Origin of the sequence: Enterococcus sp. 2201sp1_2201st1_C11_2201SCRN_220225, from assembly GCF_040925905.1 — a bacterium.
In the GTDB taxonomy this organism is placed as follows: domain Bacteria; phylum Bacillota; class Bacilli; order Lactobacillales; family Enterococcaceae; genus Enterococcus_C; species Enterococcus_C asini_A.
Genome location: NZ_JBCOJC010000024.1, coordinates 1 through 16429, shown reverse-complemented (window position 1 = coordinate 16429; position 16429 = coordinate 1). Strand labels below are relative to the sequence as shown.

Annotated in this window: 13 protein-coding genes and 1 CRISPR repeat array; all 13 genes read left to right on the top strand. The window is 40.5% G+C overall.

What is annotated here, in order from left to right:
* Positions 1–542: pyrroline-5-carboxylate reductase (proC, locus tag AB5754_RS07875; RefSeq protein ID WP_368259537.1), on the top strand; the 542-nt coding region annotated here is incomplete at its 5' end.
* A 303-nt stretch (positions 543–845) separates the two neighbouring features.
* On the top strand, positions 846–1616 hold the full coding sequence (gene sufC / locus AB5754_RS07870) for a Fe-S cluster assembly ATPase SufC (RefSeq protein WP_311832709.1): 771 nt from the start codon (positions 846–848) through the stop codon (positions 1614–1616).
* A 14-nt stretch (positions 1617–1630) separates the two neighbouring features.
* The gene (sufD, locus tag AB5754_RS07865; RefSeq protein WP_311832710.1) at positions 1631–2917 is read left to right on the top strand and encodes a Fe-S cluster assembly protein SufD; all 1287 of its coding nucleotides are present in this window, start codon (positions 1631–1633) and stop codon (positions 2915–2917) included.
* Entirely contained in the window at positions 2914–4149 is a 1236-nt protein-coding gene (locus AB5754_RS07860) for a cysteine desulfurase (protein WP_368251753.1), read from the top strand. Before sufD ends, AB5754_RS07860 begins: the two co-directional genes overlap by 4 nt.
* Positions 4136–4612 (top strand): Fe-S cluster assembly sulfur transfer protein SufU, encoded by a 477-nt coding sequence (gene sufU / locus AB5754_RS07855; protein WP_311832712.1) that lies wholly within the window; start codon positions 4136–4138, stop codon positions 4610–4612. Before AB5754_RS07860 ends, sufU begins: the two co-directional genes overlap by 14 nt.
* A gap of 5 nt (positions 4613–4617) precedes the next feature.
* Positions 4618–6009 (top strand): Fe-S cluster assembly protein SufB, encoded by a 1392-nt coding sequence (sufB, locus tag AB5754_RS07850; protein WP_311832713.1) that lies wholly within the window; start codon positions 4618–4620, stop codon positions 6007–6009.
* A gap of 580 nt (positions 6010–6589) precedes the next feature.
* Entirely contained in the window at positions 6590–8974 is a 2385-nt protein-coding gene (gene cas3, locus AB5754_RS07845) for a CRISPR-associated helicase Cas3' (protein WP_368251763.1), read from the top strand.
* A gap of 73 nt (positions 8975–9047) precedes the next feature.
* Positions 9048–9773, top strand: coding sequence for a type I-C CRISPR-associated protein Cas5c (gene cas5c / locus AB5754_RS07840; protein WP_368251754.1), 726 nt, complete (start codon positions 9048–9050; stop codon positions 9771–9773).
* Positions 9770–11662, top strand: a complete 1893-nt coding sequence (cas8c, locus tag AB5754_RS07835; protein ID WP_368251755.1) for a type I-C CRISPR-associated protein Cas8c/Csd1 — start codon at positions 9770–9772, stop codon at positions 11660–11662. The genes cas5c and cas8c overlap by 4 nt, the downstream gene beginning before the upstream one ends.
* Positions 11663–12520 (top strand): type I-C CRISPR-associated protein Cas7/Csd2, encoded by an 858-nt coding sequence (gene cas7c / locus AB5754_RS07830; RefSeq protein ID WP_368251756.1) that lies wholly within the window; start codon positions 11663–11665, stop codon positions 12518–12520.
* A 2-nt stretch (positions 12521–12522) separates the two neighbouring features.
* The gene (cas4, locus tag AB5754_RS07825; RefSeq protein ID WP_368251757.1) at positions 12523–13176 is read left to right on the top strand and encodes a CRISPR-associated protein Cas4; all 654 of its coding nucleotides are present in this window, start codon (positions 12523–12525) and stop codon (positions 13174–13176) included.
* Positions 13173–14207, top strand: coding sequence for a type I-C CRISPR-associated endonuclease Cas1c (gene cas1c, locus AB5754_RS07820; protein WP_368251758.1), 1035 nt, complete (start codon positions 13173–13175; stop codon positions 14205–14207). Before cas4 ends, cas1c begins: the two co-directional genes overlap by 4 nt.
* Before the next feature lie 8 nt (positions 14208–14215).
* Entirely contained in the window at positions 14216–14506 is a 291-nt protein-coding gene (gene cas2 / locus AB5754_RS07815; RefSeq protein ID WP_368251759.1) for a CRISPR-associated endonuclease Cas2, read from the top strand.
* Between the two features lie 170 nt (positions 14507–14676).
* Positions 14677–16374: direct repeats of the CRISPR family, unit length 32 nt; unit sequence GTCGCTCCTCATGTAGGAGCGTGGATTGAAAT.
* Positions 16375–16429: the final 55 nt, after the last annotated feature.

Here is a 16429-nt window from a genome sequence, read left to right as displayed (position 1 = left end):
CTACTGAACAAAGTCTGGTTTCTGTGGCAGCAGGAATTTCCATTGCTAAAATTCAAGAACTGTTGTCTCCAGCGCATAAAATTTTTAGAGTGATGCCCAATACTCCGGCATTAGTCGGGGAGGGAATGTCGGCGATTGCCCATAACCAGCAAGTTTCTGAATCAGAAATTGCTACTGTATTGGCGGTGTTTAACAGTTTTGGAAAAGCAGAATTAGTTCCTGAAAAATTAATTGATGCTGTGGTGGGAGTTTCTGGCTCTTCACCAGCTTATGTCTATCTCTTTATTGAAGCTTTAGCTGACGGAGGGGTAATAGAAGGAATGAGTCGAGAGCTGGCCTATGAGTTTGCCGCTCAAACGGTTTTAGGGGCGGCCAAAATGGTGTTGGAAACAAAGGAACATCCCGGAGCGTTAAAGGATATGGTGACCTCTCCTGGGGGAACGACCATTGCAGCGGTGAAAGAATTGGAAGATCGTGGCTTTCGTAGTGCAGTGATAAATGCCGTGCAAGTAGCGGCTCAAAAAAATCGAGAGATGGCTTAAATTCTTTCTTATTTCTATTTTTGCCAGGGAGCTGACTTTTTTCAGAAGTCAGCTCCCTGGCTTTTTTAATAATTCTAAACTAGTAAAAGGGAGAACTTCTTATTCGCTAAGAGGGGTACTCTTAGTTTGGATTTTCCACTGGCATTTTTTACGGATTTTTCAATAGATATTGGATAAAAAAGCTTTTTGATTAAAGATTGTGAATAAAAGGATAAACTCATGGAAAATATAGGCAATGTCGTTGCTTATCATTCTCAATTAGCGTAAAATGAATGAGAATTGAAAAGATTTGGAGGGAAAAGCATGTCCACATTAGAAATCAAGAATTTACACGTATCCATTGAAGACAAAGAAATCCTAAAAGGGGTGAATTTAACCCTGAATACCGGTGAAATTCATGCCATTATGGGGCCGAATGGTACAGGGAAATCCACATTATCTGCGGCGATTATGGGCAATCCTAACTATGAAGTAACACAAGGAGAAATCCTGTTAGACGGGGAAAATGTATTGGAAATGGAAGTTGACGAACGAGCACGTAAAGGTCTCTTTTTAGCGATGCAATATCCTTCTGAAATTCCTGGGGTGACCAATGCGGAATTTATGCGGGCGGCCATTAATGCCAAACGTCCCGAAGAAGACAAGATGAATGTTATGCAGTTTTTAAAGAAATTAGATAAAAAAATGGCCTTACTAAACATGCCTGAAGAAATGGCGGAACGTTACTTAAATGAAGGCTTTTCTGGCGGGGAGAAAAAACGCAACGAAATCTTGCAACTCCTAATGTTGGAACCAAGCTTTGCCATTTTAGATGAAATTGACTCCGGTCTTGATATCGACGCTTTAAAAGTCGTAGCAAAAGGGGTTAATGAAATGCGTGGAGACAACTTTGGCTCATTGATTATCACTCACTACCAACGTTTGTTAAACTACATCACGCCAGATGTGGTGCACATTATGATGGACGGTCGCGTCGTGATGACTGGGGATAAAGACTTGGCAAAACGTCTCGAAGCGGAAGGCTACGCGGGTATCAGTGAAGAACTAGGTATTGAATACAAAGAGGAAGTCTAAGGAGGCCTGAGATAATGACACAATTAAAAGATTATCAAAAGGCTGTGGAATTATTTTCTGCCACCCAAGAAGAACCACAATGGCTCTTAAACCGACGAAAAGCAGCATTGGCTCAAGTGGATGAATTGAAATTGCCTCATATCGATCAAGTGCGCTACCGCAACTGGCCACTTTTTGACGTCAATGAGGATACGATGGAAGCTTCTGAATTACCAGATTCCATCGGTGTCATGGCCTTTGATGCAATGAATGATCATCCATTGTTGGTACAAGCGGGTGGCATAACCGTGGCTGAACAACTGCCTCAAGCGTTGATTGAAGCAGGGGTGATTTTCACCGATTTGTTTACCGCCGCAAAAGAACACAGCGACTTAGTAGAAGCTTATTTTATGAATCAAGCAGTGAAATTTGATGAAGATAAGTTGACGGCGGCGCACGTAGCGTTTCTAAACAGCGGTGCTTTTCTTTATATTCCTAAAAACGTGGTATTGGAAGAGCCAGTAGAAGCTGTCTTCCAACAAATAGGCGACAGCCATTTCTTCCATCATGTTTTGATTGTGGCGGAAGAAAACAGCCAGTTTAATTATTTGGAACGTTTTATTAGCCCAGAAGGCCAAAGCAGCAAACGCCCAGCAAATATTGTAGTGGAAGTAATTGCTAAAGCCGGCGCTCAGATTAAATATTCGGCAGTGGATCGTTTAGGTAAAAACTTGACCACTTATTTAAATCGCCGGGGGCATATCGCAAAAGACGCCACCATTGATTGGGCCATTGGGGTCATGAACGATGGGGATATCGTAGCAGATTTTGATACGGACTTAATTGGCGACGGCGCTCATTCTGAATGTAAAGTCGTAGCGATTTCTTCCGGTACCCAAATGCAAGCCATTGATACTCGAGTGACGAATATTGGCAAACACTCAATCGGGCACATCTTGCAACACGGGGTAATTCGCGATCACGCTGCTCTAGTCTTTAACGGCATTGGGCATATCCTCAAAGGAGCCAAGGGTGCTGACGCCCAACAAGAAAGTCGGGTGTTGATGCTTTCCGATGGTGCCAGAGGAGATGCTAACCCAATTTTATTGATTGATGAAAATGAAGTAACCGCTGGACACGCAGCTTCTGTGGGCCGGGTAGATCCGGATGAAATGTATTACTTAATGAGCCGTGGTTTACACAAAGAAGAAGCCGAACGCTTGGTTATCCGTGGTTTCTTAGGCTCGGTAATCACTGCCATTCCTATGAAAGAAGCCCAAAATGAGTTTATTGACGTCATTGAAGGGAAGTTGAACGCATGATTGATGCCAAAAAAATCCGCAAAGACTTTCCCATCTTGGATCAAATCGTGAACGATGAACCTTTCGTTTATTTGGACAATGCGGCTACGACTCAAAAGCCTCAAGCCGTTTTAGATACTTTAACTCACTATTATCGTCATGACAATGCCAATGTCCATCGCGGCGTGCATACCTTAGCTGAGCGGGCCACAGCAAATTATGAAGATGCCCGAGAAAAAGTACGTCAGTTCATTAATGCCAAAGAAACGGCAGAAGTACTTTTTACTAGGGGAACTACCACCAGCTTAAATTGGGTGGCTCAAAGTTTTGGTGATGCCTTTATCAATGAAGGGGATGAAATCGTGATTTCCTACATGGAACATCATGCCAACATCATCCCTTGGCAACAATTGGCGATGCGTAAAAAAGCGAAATTGATTTACATCGACATTACGCCTGAGGGTCATTTGGATCTGGAAGATGCCAAAGCGAAAATTAATGCCAAAACGAAAATCGTCTCCATTGCTCACGTTTCCAATGTGTTAGGTGGAATTAATCCCATTGAAGAATTAATCAGTTTGGCTCATTCGGTAGGAGCCATCATGGTAGTGGACGGAGCTCAAGCGGTTCCCCATATGCCGGTGGATGTGCAAGCCTTGGATTGTGATTTTTATGCGTTTAGTGGTCATAAGATGTGTGGTCCGACTGGTATCGGTGTTTTATATGGCAAACGCAAATGGCTTGAACAAATGGAACCGGTGGAATTTGGCGGCGAGATGATTGATTTTGTCAATCTCTACGACAGCACGTGGAAAGAATTGCCTTGGAAATTTGAAGCGGGTACACCTAATATCGCTGGCGCTATTGGACTAGGTGCTGCCATTGATTACTTGTCAGACATTGGCATGGAAAAAATCCATCAATATGAACAAGAACTGGTGAATTATGTCTTACCTAAATTGACAGCGATTGAAGGGGTGACTGTGTATGGTCCCCAAAATCCAGCAGAGCACACCGGAGTAGTAGCATTTAATCTTGCCGGGATTCATCCTCATGACGTGGCTACAGCTTTAGATATGGAAGGCGTCGCGGTACGAGCAGGCCATCACTGCGCTCAACCTTTATTACAATATTTACAAGTTCCGGCAACCGCCCGAGCTAGCTTTTATTTTTACAATACAAAAGAGGATGCTGATCGATTAGTAGCGGCAATCCTCGCGACAAAGGAGTTTTTCCAATATGGCTCTCTCTAAATTAGACAATTTATATCGCCAAGTAATTTTGGACCACTCCAGCCGGCCCCATCATCATGGGACACTGGGCAAGTCCACTTTAACGGTTGAAATGAACAACCCGACTTGTGGGGATGTGATTCATTTGGAATTGGAAGTAAAAGACGGCATTATTGAAGACATCGCCTTTGATGGTAGTGGCTGTTCTATTTCTACAGCTAGTGCTTCCATGATGACCGATGCAGTCTTGGGCAAATCAGTGGATGAAATTGAAGATTTAACATTGTTGTTTTCTGATTTAGTCCAAGGAAAAGAAGTCCCTGAGGCTGAGCGTTTAGGGGAAGCAGAAGTTTTAGCTGGAGTAGCGAAATTCCCTGCTCGTATTAAATGTGCCACTTTGGCTTGGAAAGCTTTGAACAAAGCGGTCAATAATGCAGAGAACGTAGCCGAAAGCGGAAATATCCAAAAACACGACGAGGAGTGATGAAAATGACTGTACCTGAAACAGAAGAATACAAATACGGATTTCATGATGACGTCAAACCCGTCTATACAACTGGGGATGGCCTTTCCGAAGAGGTTATCCGCAAGATTTCCGCAGCTAAAAATGAACCAGAATGGATGCTTGATTTTCGTTTGGAATCCTTGAAAATTTTCAACGAATTGGAAATGCCTCCTTATGGTCCCGATTTATCAGAACTAGATTTTGATAAGATTAATTACTTTATCCGCTCTAGCGATAAAAAAGCGCGTAGCTGGGATGAAGTCCCTGAAGAAATCAAAAATACTTTCGAGCGCTTAGGAATTCCAGAAGCCGAACGGGCCTATCTTGCCGGTGCTTCTGCCCAATATGAATCGGAAGTAGTTTACCACAACATGAAAGAGGAATTTGAAGAACTAGGGATTATCTTCACCGATACAGATACCGCGCTACAAGAATATCCCGAACTCTTTAAAGAATACTTCGGGACATTAGTACCGCCTCGTGACAATAAACTTGCTGCTCTAAATTCAGCGGCGTGGTCTGGTGGAACCTTTATCTATGTACCAAAAGGCGTTCGTACGGAAATTCCCATCCAATCCTACTTCCGAATCAATTCTGAAAACACCGGACAGTTTGAACGGACGTTAATTATTGTGGACGAAGGGGCCAGCATTAACTACGTGGAAGGCTGTACCGCACCGACTTATTCTAGCGATTCCTTACACGCGGCAGTCGTAGAAGTCTTCGTTAAAAAAGATGGCTATATGCGCTATACTACCATCCAGAACTGGTCAAATAACGTCTACTCCTTAGAAACCAAGCGAGGCGTGGCCTATGAAAATGCCACTATGGAATGGGTAGATGGCAACCTAGGTTCCAAAGCTACCATGAAATACCCGAGTGTCTACATGAACGGCAAAGGGGCTCGTGGTACCATGCTTTCCATTGCGGTCGCAGGTAAGGGAATCGTCTTAGATAACGGGGCACGCATGATTCACAATGCGGAAAATACTTCTTCTACCATCATTTCTAAATCAATTTCTAAAGACGGTGGCGAAGTGGATTACCGAGGTGAAGTACGCTTTGCGGAAAACTCCGCCGGTTCAAAATCCCATATCGAATGCGACACCATCATCATGGATGACCTGTCCAAATCCGATACGATACCTTATAACAAGATTCTAAACCACGATGTTACTTTGGAACACGAGGCTAAAGTCTCCAAAATTTCTGAAGAACAACTTTTCTACCTCATGAGTCGCGGTCTTTCTGAACAAGAAGCTACCGAAATGATCGTCATGGGCTTTGTAGAACCATTTACAAAAGAATTGCCGATGGAATACGCGGTGGAAATGAACCGCTTGATTAGTATGGAGATGGAAGGGTCTGTGGGGTAAAACCAATAAGAGGGCTAGGAAAGGCTGTGTGAAGCCAATCCTAGCTTTTTTGTTTGGGGTGAAAGAGAAATTCCTATCCAAAAGCCAATATGTTTCTCGGAAATTCTAATAATAAGTTGATTCATAAATGATGTTTTTTTTATATTCTGGGTGACTAGATCTTTCTTAGACTATGAGTTCAATATTACTAGTTGATTCTTTTGCTCGTTGACTGGTTGTTAAGAGTTTTTTGTGGAATATTTGATGAATATATTTCACAACAGATTTGTAAGTGATATCATTAAACTGTAATGAAAAATTCGTTGTTAAATTGAAAGGAGAATAGTGGATTGAGGACGTTTCGTTTGAAAGTGGATGTTCTTTTATCTGACGAAACAAGTCAAGATGAAATAAAAAAACGTAATAACTGGATATTTTGGGCTTTTAAGGGAGGCGTGGCAATACTAAAACTTATCCACAAGTTTTTTTGAAAGGGTATTCATCTATTGCTGATTGATTGGCTGATAAAATTCGGCCAATCAATCTGATGACGAACAGTTCATGTACAATCCAAATTACAAAAAAGGAGGACAGTTCATTGGTGTATATTGCTCACTTTAGAAAAGAAGATGGTGTGGAGCAGCCACTTTCTTTACACTTGCGAGAAGCTGCAGAGATAGCTCAGGAAAATGGACGTAACTTGGGCATTCCAACTGTCTGCTACTTGGCTGGTGTTTTACATGACAGCGGAAAATTTACGGAAAAATTCCAAACCTATCTCTTAAAAGCAAAGGCAGGAGATGAAGTAAAGCGTGGGAGTGTCGATCATTCAACCTATGGAGGAAAGTTGATCCGATCACAAAAAGCTCAATCAAAGTATGAAATGATGGCAATGGAAATGATTGCAAATGCTATCTTTGCTCACCATCGTCCCGGGGGGCTGCTCGACTTTATTTCTGGTGAGGCAGATGCAACATCACCGTTTACCGAACGTTATATGAAAGAAGATTTACCAGAATTTGAACAGGTGAAAGAACGATTTTTTCAAGAAGTTTTGTCTGAAGAAAAATTACACTCACTTTTAGTACAAGCAGGTCGAGAACTGGAGCAACTAGCAAAAGAGCATGGTCGAATCAACCGAACAGATCAATTTTATCTGTTAAAAATGGTATACAGTGCTTTATTGGATGGAGATCGGCGTAATACACAATTGTTTGAGATAAATACTATACCTAAAAAAGAAAACCGAAGAGAGTTATTTGAAACGCTTAGTCAGCGCTTGGAGTCAACTTTTGTCAGCTTTAAAAAAGGTTCGAAAACTGGGATTAATCGTTTGCGACAAGAAATGGCAAATGCTTGCTTAGAGGCAAGTCAACGTCCAACTGGTATTTATTCTTTATCTATTCCCACTGGGGGAGGAAAAACGTTAAGCAGTATGCGCTTTGCCTTGAATCATGCCCTTGCTCATGGGAAAAAAAGAATTATTTATATTATTCCTTATAGTTCAATCATTGAGCAAAATGCAGCAGTTTTTCGTAAAGAATTGGAAGATGTAAACCATGAATTGATTCTTGAACACCATGCTAATCTTGTGAGGGATAGCGAGGATTGGTCAGAAGACAACGAAAGTAAACAAGCATTAATGCAAGATAATTGGGATAGTCCAATTATTGTCACTACCATGGTGCGATTCTTGGAGAATGTTTATGGTGGCTCTACCCGTAACCCAAGGCGAATTCATCAATTGCTAGACAGTGTATTGATTTTCGATGAAATTCAATCTTTACCTCCTAAATGTCTTTCCATGTTTAACAGTTTGCTTAATTTTCTGAAGGAGTATGGGAATACAACTACTCTTTTGTGTACAGCTACTCAACCTACACTGGCTAAACGAAAGCTACCTTTAAATTTAGAGGCAGATGCGGAATTTGTTCCCAATCTGGAGGTTACTAGTCACGCTTTTGAGCGAGTAAGAGTAGTAGATCAGAGAAAAAAGAGTGGTTGGACTGCAGAGGAACTTAGTGATTTTGCGCAAAGCATCGTCAATAAAGAGCACAATCTTTTAATGATTTTAAATACGAAGAAGGCAGTCAGGGAAGTTTATCAGCAATTAAAAAAAGCTAACCAAGTCGTTTATCACCTTTCCACAGCCATGACACCAGCTCATCGAAACTTAGTTTTAGAGGAAATACGCGTTGCATTGAAAGCAAAAAAATCACTAATTTGTATAACCACGCCATTAATCGAGGCTGGAGTGGATATCAGTTTTTCTTGTGTAGTTCGGTCTATTTCAGGACTGGATTCTATCGCTCAAGCAGCAGGGCGCTGCAACCGGAATGGTGAATCTGCCACACCGCAACCAGTTTATTTAGTTAATCCAATGAAAGAGTTAGAAAATATTGACAAAATGACTGAAATAAAAACCAAAGTAGCAATTACCAATACACTTCTAAATGATCGATTGTTTTTAAAGGATGATTCCAGTTTGCTGAATTTACAATTGATGGCGAAATTTTTTGATGGATACTATGATCAAGTGGAAAAAACGGGTGAATCAGAATATCTGTTTAATGGCGGTTCTCAGCGCTTATTCGACTTAATGCAGAAAAATAATAACCGCAAGTCCTTTTATCGCACGAGTAAGAATGAAGAAGTACCTACCTTTTTAGTCAGCAGTAGTGCTACTATTGCTAAACATTTTAAAGTCATTGACCAACAAGGAGAATCCGTATTAGTAGCATATGGTGATGGAGAAGAGATGGTAGGAGATTTGTTAGGTGCAGCTCCAGTTATTTTAGATAAGAAATGGTATCAAAAAGCCCAACAAAATAGTCTCAATCTTTTTAGACACGAGTTTGATCAATTGGTTCGTGATGGCATGATAGTACTAACGAATGAGGGTGTCTATGTATTACTGAAACCTGCCTATGATGGAGAATACGGATTAAATATTCAAAGTGATTCATTATCCAGTTATGGTTTTTAGCATATATTTGATTATGAATTGATGTGAGTTAATTTATGTGATTAGATAAAATTATATGAGGGGAGGAGTTTGTTTGAGAAATCAAATTTGTTTTCGAGTTTACGGAAAATATGGTTTGTTTACAGATCCTTTGACAAAACTTAGCGGTGAGAAAAGCTCATATCCAGTGCCGACTTACCAAGCATTGAAGGGAATTGCAGAGTCAATTTATTGGAAACCAACCATTATCTATATTGTGGATGAGGTACGAATTGTAAATCCAATTCAAATGGAATCCAAAGGGATGCGCCCTTTAGTGTATAACAAGCTAGATAGTAGCAATCTAGCATATTATAGCTATTTGCGAAATCCTGTCTATGAAGTCAAAGTACATTTTGAATTTAATAAAAATCGCCCTGATTTACGGAAAGATTACAATGAAAATAAGCATTATCAAATTTTAAAACGTTCTTTATCTAAGGGAGGCCGTCGAGATATTTTTTTGGGAACAAGAGAATGTCAAGGGTATGTAGAGCCTTGTGAGTTTGGTAAAGCACCAGGAGCCTATGATGAAGATAAAAATCCGCAATTTTTTGGGACGATGGTCCACGGACTAGATTATCCAGACGAAACAGGAATCGATGAATTGCGGGTTCGATTATGGCAACCTAAAATGGAGAAAGGGGTGCTTGTATTTCCTCGCCCCGAAGATTGTCCAATTGTGCGTACTTTGCATAGTATGACTGCCAAAGAAATTCGATTAGAAGATATTCAAACAGCTGATTTGTTACTAGATGAATTGGAGGCTGATTCACTATGACTTGGTTGGCTGATTTATACGAAACTTATGAAGATAATTTAGATCAGGTGGGTCAAACGCTGATTCGAAAAAATCAAAGCTTTTCGTTGTTGCCCGTTGGTCATGCCTATCGAGATGTTCAAATTGAAGTCCAAGTAACACCAGAGGGCAATTTTTATGGAGCTCGAGTATTGAGTAAAGGAGAAGCTCCTACGATAATTCCAGTGACTGAAAAGTCAGTGGGAGGGAGAACCAACAGCCCTGTCCCCCACCCGCTACATGATAATTTAAAATATGTTGCTGGAGATTTTGAACATTATGTGGAAACAAAAGGAAAGAAACCGACACCCCATGAACTCTATATGAATCAGTTAAAACCTTGGGCGCAAAAAAACAACCGAATTAAAGGGATTTACCATTATTTGAAGAAAGATAGTCTCATTAAAGATTTAGTGAAGGCAAAAATTCTTTACGTAGATAAATCAGAAAAATTGATTCTCAAGTGGACTAAAGAAATGACGGAAGAGAATGGACTTAAACCAGAGTTGTTTAATGTTTTAGCAGGAACGCAAGATTCAGCTATGGTGCGGTTTACGGTTCATGAACCAGGCGTAATCACTGAGACTCCGATTTGGGAAGATCCTGAGATTCAAAAATCCGCAATTGAAGAGTTTTCAGAAGGGCAAAGTGGTATCGATTATATAACTGGATCAACTACTAGAATAACAGGATCTCACGCTTCTGGATTACGCTATGCCGGCGATTCAGCAAAACTAATCTCAGCCAATGATGAAACAAATTTTACTTATCGAGGACGGTTTATTGATAAAGCTGAAGTGGCCTCAGTCAGTTTCGAGGTATCGCAAAAAGCGCATAATGCTTTAAAATGGTTGATTACAAAGCAAGGGATTATTCGAGATGGGCGAGTGTATCTCGTATGGGGACCTGATTTGCCAGAAACTCACACTCCTTTAGCTGGAGGAAATGAGTTTGTAGATGATGACGAGCTAGAAGATGATTTTGGCAGTATAGTGGATCGAACTCAAGAGGAGTTTGCCAAAGAGCTAAAAAATAGTATATACGGTCCTCATAAAGAATTAATGACTTCAGCTAAAGTAAATATTATGATTTTAGATAATGCTACTAAAGGAAGAATGGGAATTTTATATTACAATTCCACCAATCAAAAACAGTATTTGGAACGAATTGAGCAGTGGCAACAGTACTCAGCTTGGCGTCATACTTATTTTAAGGATAAACGGCCGTATCACTTTTACGGCGCACCAAATCTTTATGAGATTGCAAAAGCGGCTTTTGGGGAGAATGCAAATGATAAAGTTTTGAATAATACGACCACTGCTTTATTTACCTGCGTTGTTGAAGGAAAAAAAGTTCCCTTTGATTTGGTGAGCAAGCTCAGCCATCGAGTTTCCAATCCCCAAAGTTTTGACCAACCTTGGCAGTGGCGTAAAGCTTTGGGTATTGCTTGTTCTATGACAAATCATTATTACTTTAGAGCAAAAGGAGGATGTCCTGTGAGTCTTAACAAAGAAAGTGAAGAACGAAATTATTTATTTGGCCGGCTGTTAGCAGTGAGTCATGTTTTAGAAAATGAGGTCCTAAAGGCACAAGGCGCTTCAGCTCGTGCAACAAATGCTGAGCGTTATATGAATGCTTTTAGTATGCATCCTGTCAAAACCTGGATGATTATCCGAAAAAATCTTCAACCCTATTTGAATCGCTTAAATGCGGGTAAGAAAATTTATTATAGCAAATTGTTTGACGAAATTATGAATCAATTTGATGAAAAAGGATATACGGATAAAGCATTGGATGGGCGATATTTATTAGGGTATTACAGTCAAGAATATGACATCTATCATAAGGCAACTACAGGGGAGGAAGAATAAATGAGCTTGCAAAACAAATATGATTTTAAAGTGATTTTTTCAGTAAAAAATGCAAATCCTAATGGTGATCCATTGAATGGAAATCGGCCAAGACAAGATTTTGAAGGATACGGAGAAGTATCTGATGTGGCAATCAAGCGAAAAATTCGCAATCGCTTGCAGGACATGGGGGAAAGAATCTTCATCCAATCCAGTGATCGAACAGATGATGGCTTTACTAACTTAAAGGATCGATTAGAGAGTATTCCTGAGTTAAAGAAAATCTTGAGAGACAAGAAAAAAGCCGATGTGAATGCTTTTGCTAAACTTGCTTGCGAAAATTGGGTTGATGTACGTTCTTTTGGACAAGTATTTGCTTTTTCTGGCACGCAAGTATCAGTAGGAGTTCGCGGACCAGTTTCTGTTCAGCTAGCAGAAAGTGTGGAGCCTGTAGAAATTAATTCTATGCAAATTACGAAGAGTGTAAACTCAGTTCCTGGAGATGGTAAAGGTTCAGATACTATGGGCACTAAACACTTTGTTACCCAAGGCTTGTATGTCTTTAATGGAAGCATTAATCCTCAACTTGCTGAAAAAACTGGATTCACAGATGAAGATGCAGAAAAGATTTTAGAAACGTTGAAATCATTATTCGAAAATGATGCTTCTTCTGCACGACCAGAAGGCTCTATGGCAGTTGAAAAGGTATACTGGTGGAAACATCCAAGTAAGACAGGTGCACATCCTTCAGCTAAGGTTCATCGCTCTGTTACTCTCACGAAAAAAGAAGCTGTTGATGTACCTCATAGTATTGAGGATTACGACATTGAGATAACATCATTAGAAAATTTACCAGTTCAAGAATTTGATGGCATCTGATTATGTATACAGAAGATGATTTCTTAATGATTTCTGGAATTCAACATTTTATCTTTTGTAAACGACAGTGGGCTTTAATTCATATTGAGCAGCAGTGGGCAGAAAATGTTTTGACGGTAGAAGGAAGTCAACTTCATCAAAAAGTGGATCAGCCACAATTACGCGAAAAAAGAAATGACCGGATAATTGTTCGTGCTTTGCCGGTTCATTCTAGAGAACTTGGAATTAGTGGAATCTGTGATGTGGTGGAATTTATTCGAGATCCTGCGGGTGTTTTAATTCCAAAATATCAGGATACCTTTCGAGTTAATCCAGTGGAATATAAGCATGGAAAAAAGAAGCCGGATGTTAGCGATGAAATGCAAGTGGTAGCCCAAGCGTTTTGCTTAAACGAGATGCTTGCGGCAGAAGTTAGCAAAGGAGAACTGTTTTATTTCGAAACTCGAACCAGACAGCCAATCCAGATTACAGAAGAAAAAATCGGACAATTACGAGCTATCACAAAAGAAATGCATGATTATTGGAGAAAGCGCTGGACACCAATCGTAAAAATTGCACCAAAGTGTCAACGTTGCTCACTGAAAGAGGTTTGCTTGCCTGTCTTGTCTAAAAAAGAAACTGTAGCAACGTACATGAAGCGGAGGTTATCAGAATGAAGAAACTATTAAATACAGTCTTTATTACAACTCCTCACTTGTACTTGCGTTTGGATGGTGCTAACTTGGTGGTGTGTGATGAGGATACTAAAATTGGACGAATTCCGTTACACAATTTAGAAGGGATTGTTACAAATAACTATGTAGGTATGAGTCCGGCATTGATGGCAGATTGTATGAAGCGAAATATTGCAGTCTCTTTCCTAACCAGTAGTGGGAAATTTCAATGTCGAGTAGTTGGTCCAACCTTTGGTAATGTTTTACTACGAAAAAAACAATACTGTATTTCAGAATCAGAACCGGAAAGTCTAAAAATTGCTAAAAATTTTATTGTAGGGAAACTTTTTAATCAACGTTGGCAACTGGAACGTTTTACTCGTGATCATTCATTGAGAATTAATCAAGACTTATTTAAACAAGTATCTCAGGAATTAAAAGAAGGAATTCAATTCATTGTGAATGAAGTTTCGGATTTAGATACTTTGCGAGGTGTGGAAGGACAATTAGCTAGTCGCTATTTTTTCGCTTTTGACCAGATGATTCTGCAGCAAAAGGAACATTTCAAATTTAACGGACGCAGTCGTAGGCCTCCCTTGGATTCTGTAAATGCGTTACTATCGCTTGCATATACATTATTAACTCATGATTGTGCAGCTGCTTTAGAATCAGTAGGATTAGATCCTTATGTCGGATTTATGCATCAGGATCGTCCTGGTCGCCTATCTTTAGCTTTGGATATAGTCGAGGAGTTGCGAGGAGTGTACGCAGATCGCTTCTGTCTAGGATTGATTAATCGCAAAATTATTAAACCTCAGCATTTTTTGGAGAAAGAAAGTGGTGCTGTGCTATTAACCGATGAGGGACGTAAAATATTTTTTGATGCATGGCAAGCAAAGAAGAACGAAAAATTGCAACATCCTTACCTTGGGGAACAACTTCAATGGGGATTGATTCCGTATGCTCAGGCGCTGCTATTAGCTCGGTATTTGCGAGAAGATCTGGATGCATATCCACCGTTTTTGTGGAAGTAGGTAGTATTATGATGATTCTTGTGACTTATGATGTTTCTACTATTAATCCCATTGGGCGAAAAAGACTACGACAACTTGCAAAAATTTGCCAAAATTATGGAGTACGGGTTCAAAATTCAGTTTTTGAATGTGTAGTTGATCAAACGGAGTATGCTCAGCTGAAAATAAAAATGTTAGATATTATAAATGATAAAGAGGATTCATTACGAATTTATCGTTTGGGAAAGAATTATCAAAGTAAGGTTGAACATTTTGGCACGAAACAAACTCTTGATGTTGAAGGAACTTTGATTTTTTAAAGGAAATATTTAGTGCGAATGTGAGGCACACATAAAAAGCTAGGGTCGTTCGCACTTTATGTTTCAATGTAATCATGTGTTTATGAAGGTATCCTCATAAATAGTGATCTTTACTATAATGATGTATTTGTATTTTTAACAAAATGAGTGGATATCTGCTCATTTTTGCCGTCGCTCCTCATGTAGGAGCGTGGATTGAAATTCTTGAAGCCACAAAAATGGACAAAAATACGACGTCGCTCCTCATGTAGGAGCGTGGATTGAAATTTTGGAAGCAAAAACAAGCGATGGCTCTATTTTTGTCGCTCCTCATGTAGGAGCGTGGATTGAAATAAATTTCGGGCCTCAAAATATGCTTTTTTCTTTGTCGCTCCTCATGTAGGAGCGTGGATTGAAATTCTTTTTCAGTCATCCCCGACACCCCCGAAGTCCTCGTCGCTCCTCATGTAGGAGCGTGGATTGAAATCTTTGGGAATCATTCGTCCAGTTACTGTTTGATAAAGTCGCTCCTCATGTAGGAGCGTGGATTGAAATAAATTGTCGCCGGGTGATAATGGTTTTTTGTTCGAGGGTCGCTCCTCATGTAGGAGCGTGGATTGAAATTTAAACATTTGGAACGGGATTAGTACTGGTCTTTCCGTCGCTCCTCATGTAGGAGCGTGGATTGAAATTAAATTTACTTTACCAACAGCGCCAGTCGTTTTTGAGTCGCTCCTCATGTAGGAGCGTGGATTGAAATCTAACTAAATCAGAAATAGATGGGATTGAACCGTGTCGCTCCTCATGTAGGAGCGTGGATTGAAATCAAAATGGAAAATACCACGAGGAGGAAAGCCAATGTCGCTCCTCATGTAGGAGCGTGGATTGAAATTTATTTATTGGAAACGGAGGGATTAGATAATGGGTCGCTCCTCATGTAGGAGCGTGGATTGAAATGTCCTTGGCAACCGTCTGGCCGTCAGCTTCTTCGGTCGCTCCTCATGTAGGAGCGTGGATTGAAATTGGAGGGGTGTATGTGACAGAATGAATCAACAAAGTCGCTCCTCATGTAGGAGCGTGGATTGAAATCATTGAGTACCGTGTACATGTGGCTAAAGACGGCGTCGCTCCTCATGTAGGAGCGTGGATTGAAATAAGCCTCATATGAGGATGGCAAGGGAATCAAGTGTCGCTCCTCATGTAGGAGCGTGGATTGAAATTCATATCGCGATAATCCTTAGTATGTTTCACACCGTCGCTCCTCATGTAGGAGCGTGGATTGAAATTTGCCTGTACAATGTCCCCTCTAACTTTACTATTGTCGCTCCTCATGTAGGAGCGTGGATTGAAATAAATGTTGGTACACTAAACGTCATATCTGCTACTGTCGCTCCTCATGTAGGAGCGTGGATTGAAATCCATATGGATTATGATAAAGGATCAGCGCGGGGTAGGTCGCTCCTCATGTAGGAGCGTGGATTGAAATATTCACCGTCTCGTTGGATGCGAGATATGATTGGGGTCGCTCCTCATGTAGGAGCGTGGATTGAAATTTTTTAACTGATCAATATCTGTTGGATTATCAAAAGGTCGCTCCTCATGTAGGAGCGTGGATTGAAATAAAAAGTATCTGACTATCATCCATCAAAAAATGTGTCGCTCCTCATGTAGGAGCGTGGATTGAAATTCAGTAACAGTTTGGCGAGTGCAATGATTGTCAAAAGTCGCTCCTCATGTAGGAGCGTGGATTGAAATGGCCGATGTGGCTGCGGGTAGTCGTGTGGCTGTAGTCGCTCCTCATGTAGGAGCGTGGATTGAAATTGATACAACCGTTGTGTCCTCAAATTGATATTGGACGTCGCTCCTCATGTAGGAGCGTGGATTGAAATGAAATTAATTGCATTAACAGTCGCCTTCGCCCACACGTCGCTCCTCATGTAGGAG

Coding starts and splice junctions, on each gene's coding strand:
- sufC (WP_311832709.1), top strand. CDS start 846: ATGTCCACATTAGAAATCAAGAATTTACACGTATCCATTGAAGACAAA.
- sufD (WP_311832710.1), top strand. CDS start 1,631: ATGACACAATTAAAAGATTATCAAAAGGCTGTGGAATTATTTTCTGCC.
- AB5754_RS07860 (WP_368251753.1), top strand. CDS start 2,914: ATGATTGATGCCAAAAAAATCCGCAAAGACTTTCCCATCTTGGATCAA.
- sufU (WP_311832712.1), top strand. CDS start 4,136: ATGGCTCTCTCTAAATTAGACAATTTATATCGCCAAGTAATTTTGGAC.
- sufB (WP_311832713.1), top strand. CDS start 4,618: ATGACTGTACCTGAAACAGAAGAATACAAATACGGATTTCATGATGAC.
- cas8c (WP_368251755.1), top strand. CDS start 9,770: ATGACTTGGTTGGCTGATTTATACGAAACTTATGAAGATAATTTAGAT.
- cas7c (WP_368251756.1), top strand. CDS start 11,663: ATGAGCTTGCAAAACAAATATGATTTTAAAGTGATTTTTTCAGTAAAA.
- cas4 (WP_368251757.1), top strand. CDS start 12,523: ATGTATACAGAAGATGATTTCTTAATGATTTCTGGAATTCAACATTTT.
- cas1c (WP_368251758.1), top strand. CDS start 13,173: ATGAAGAAACTATTAAATACAGTCTTTATTACAACTCCTCACTTGTAC.
- cas2 (WP_368251759.1), top strand. CDS start 14,216: ATGATGATTCTTGTGACTTATGATGTTTCTACTATTAATCCCATTGGG.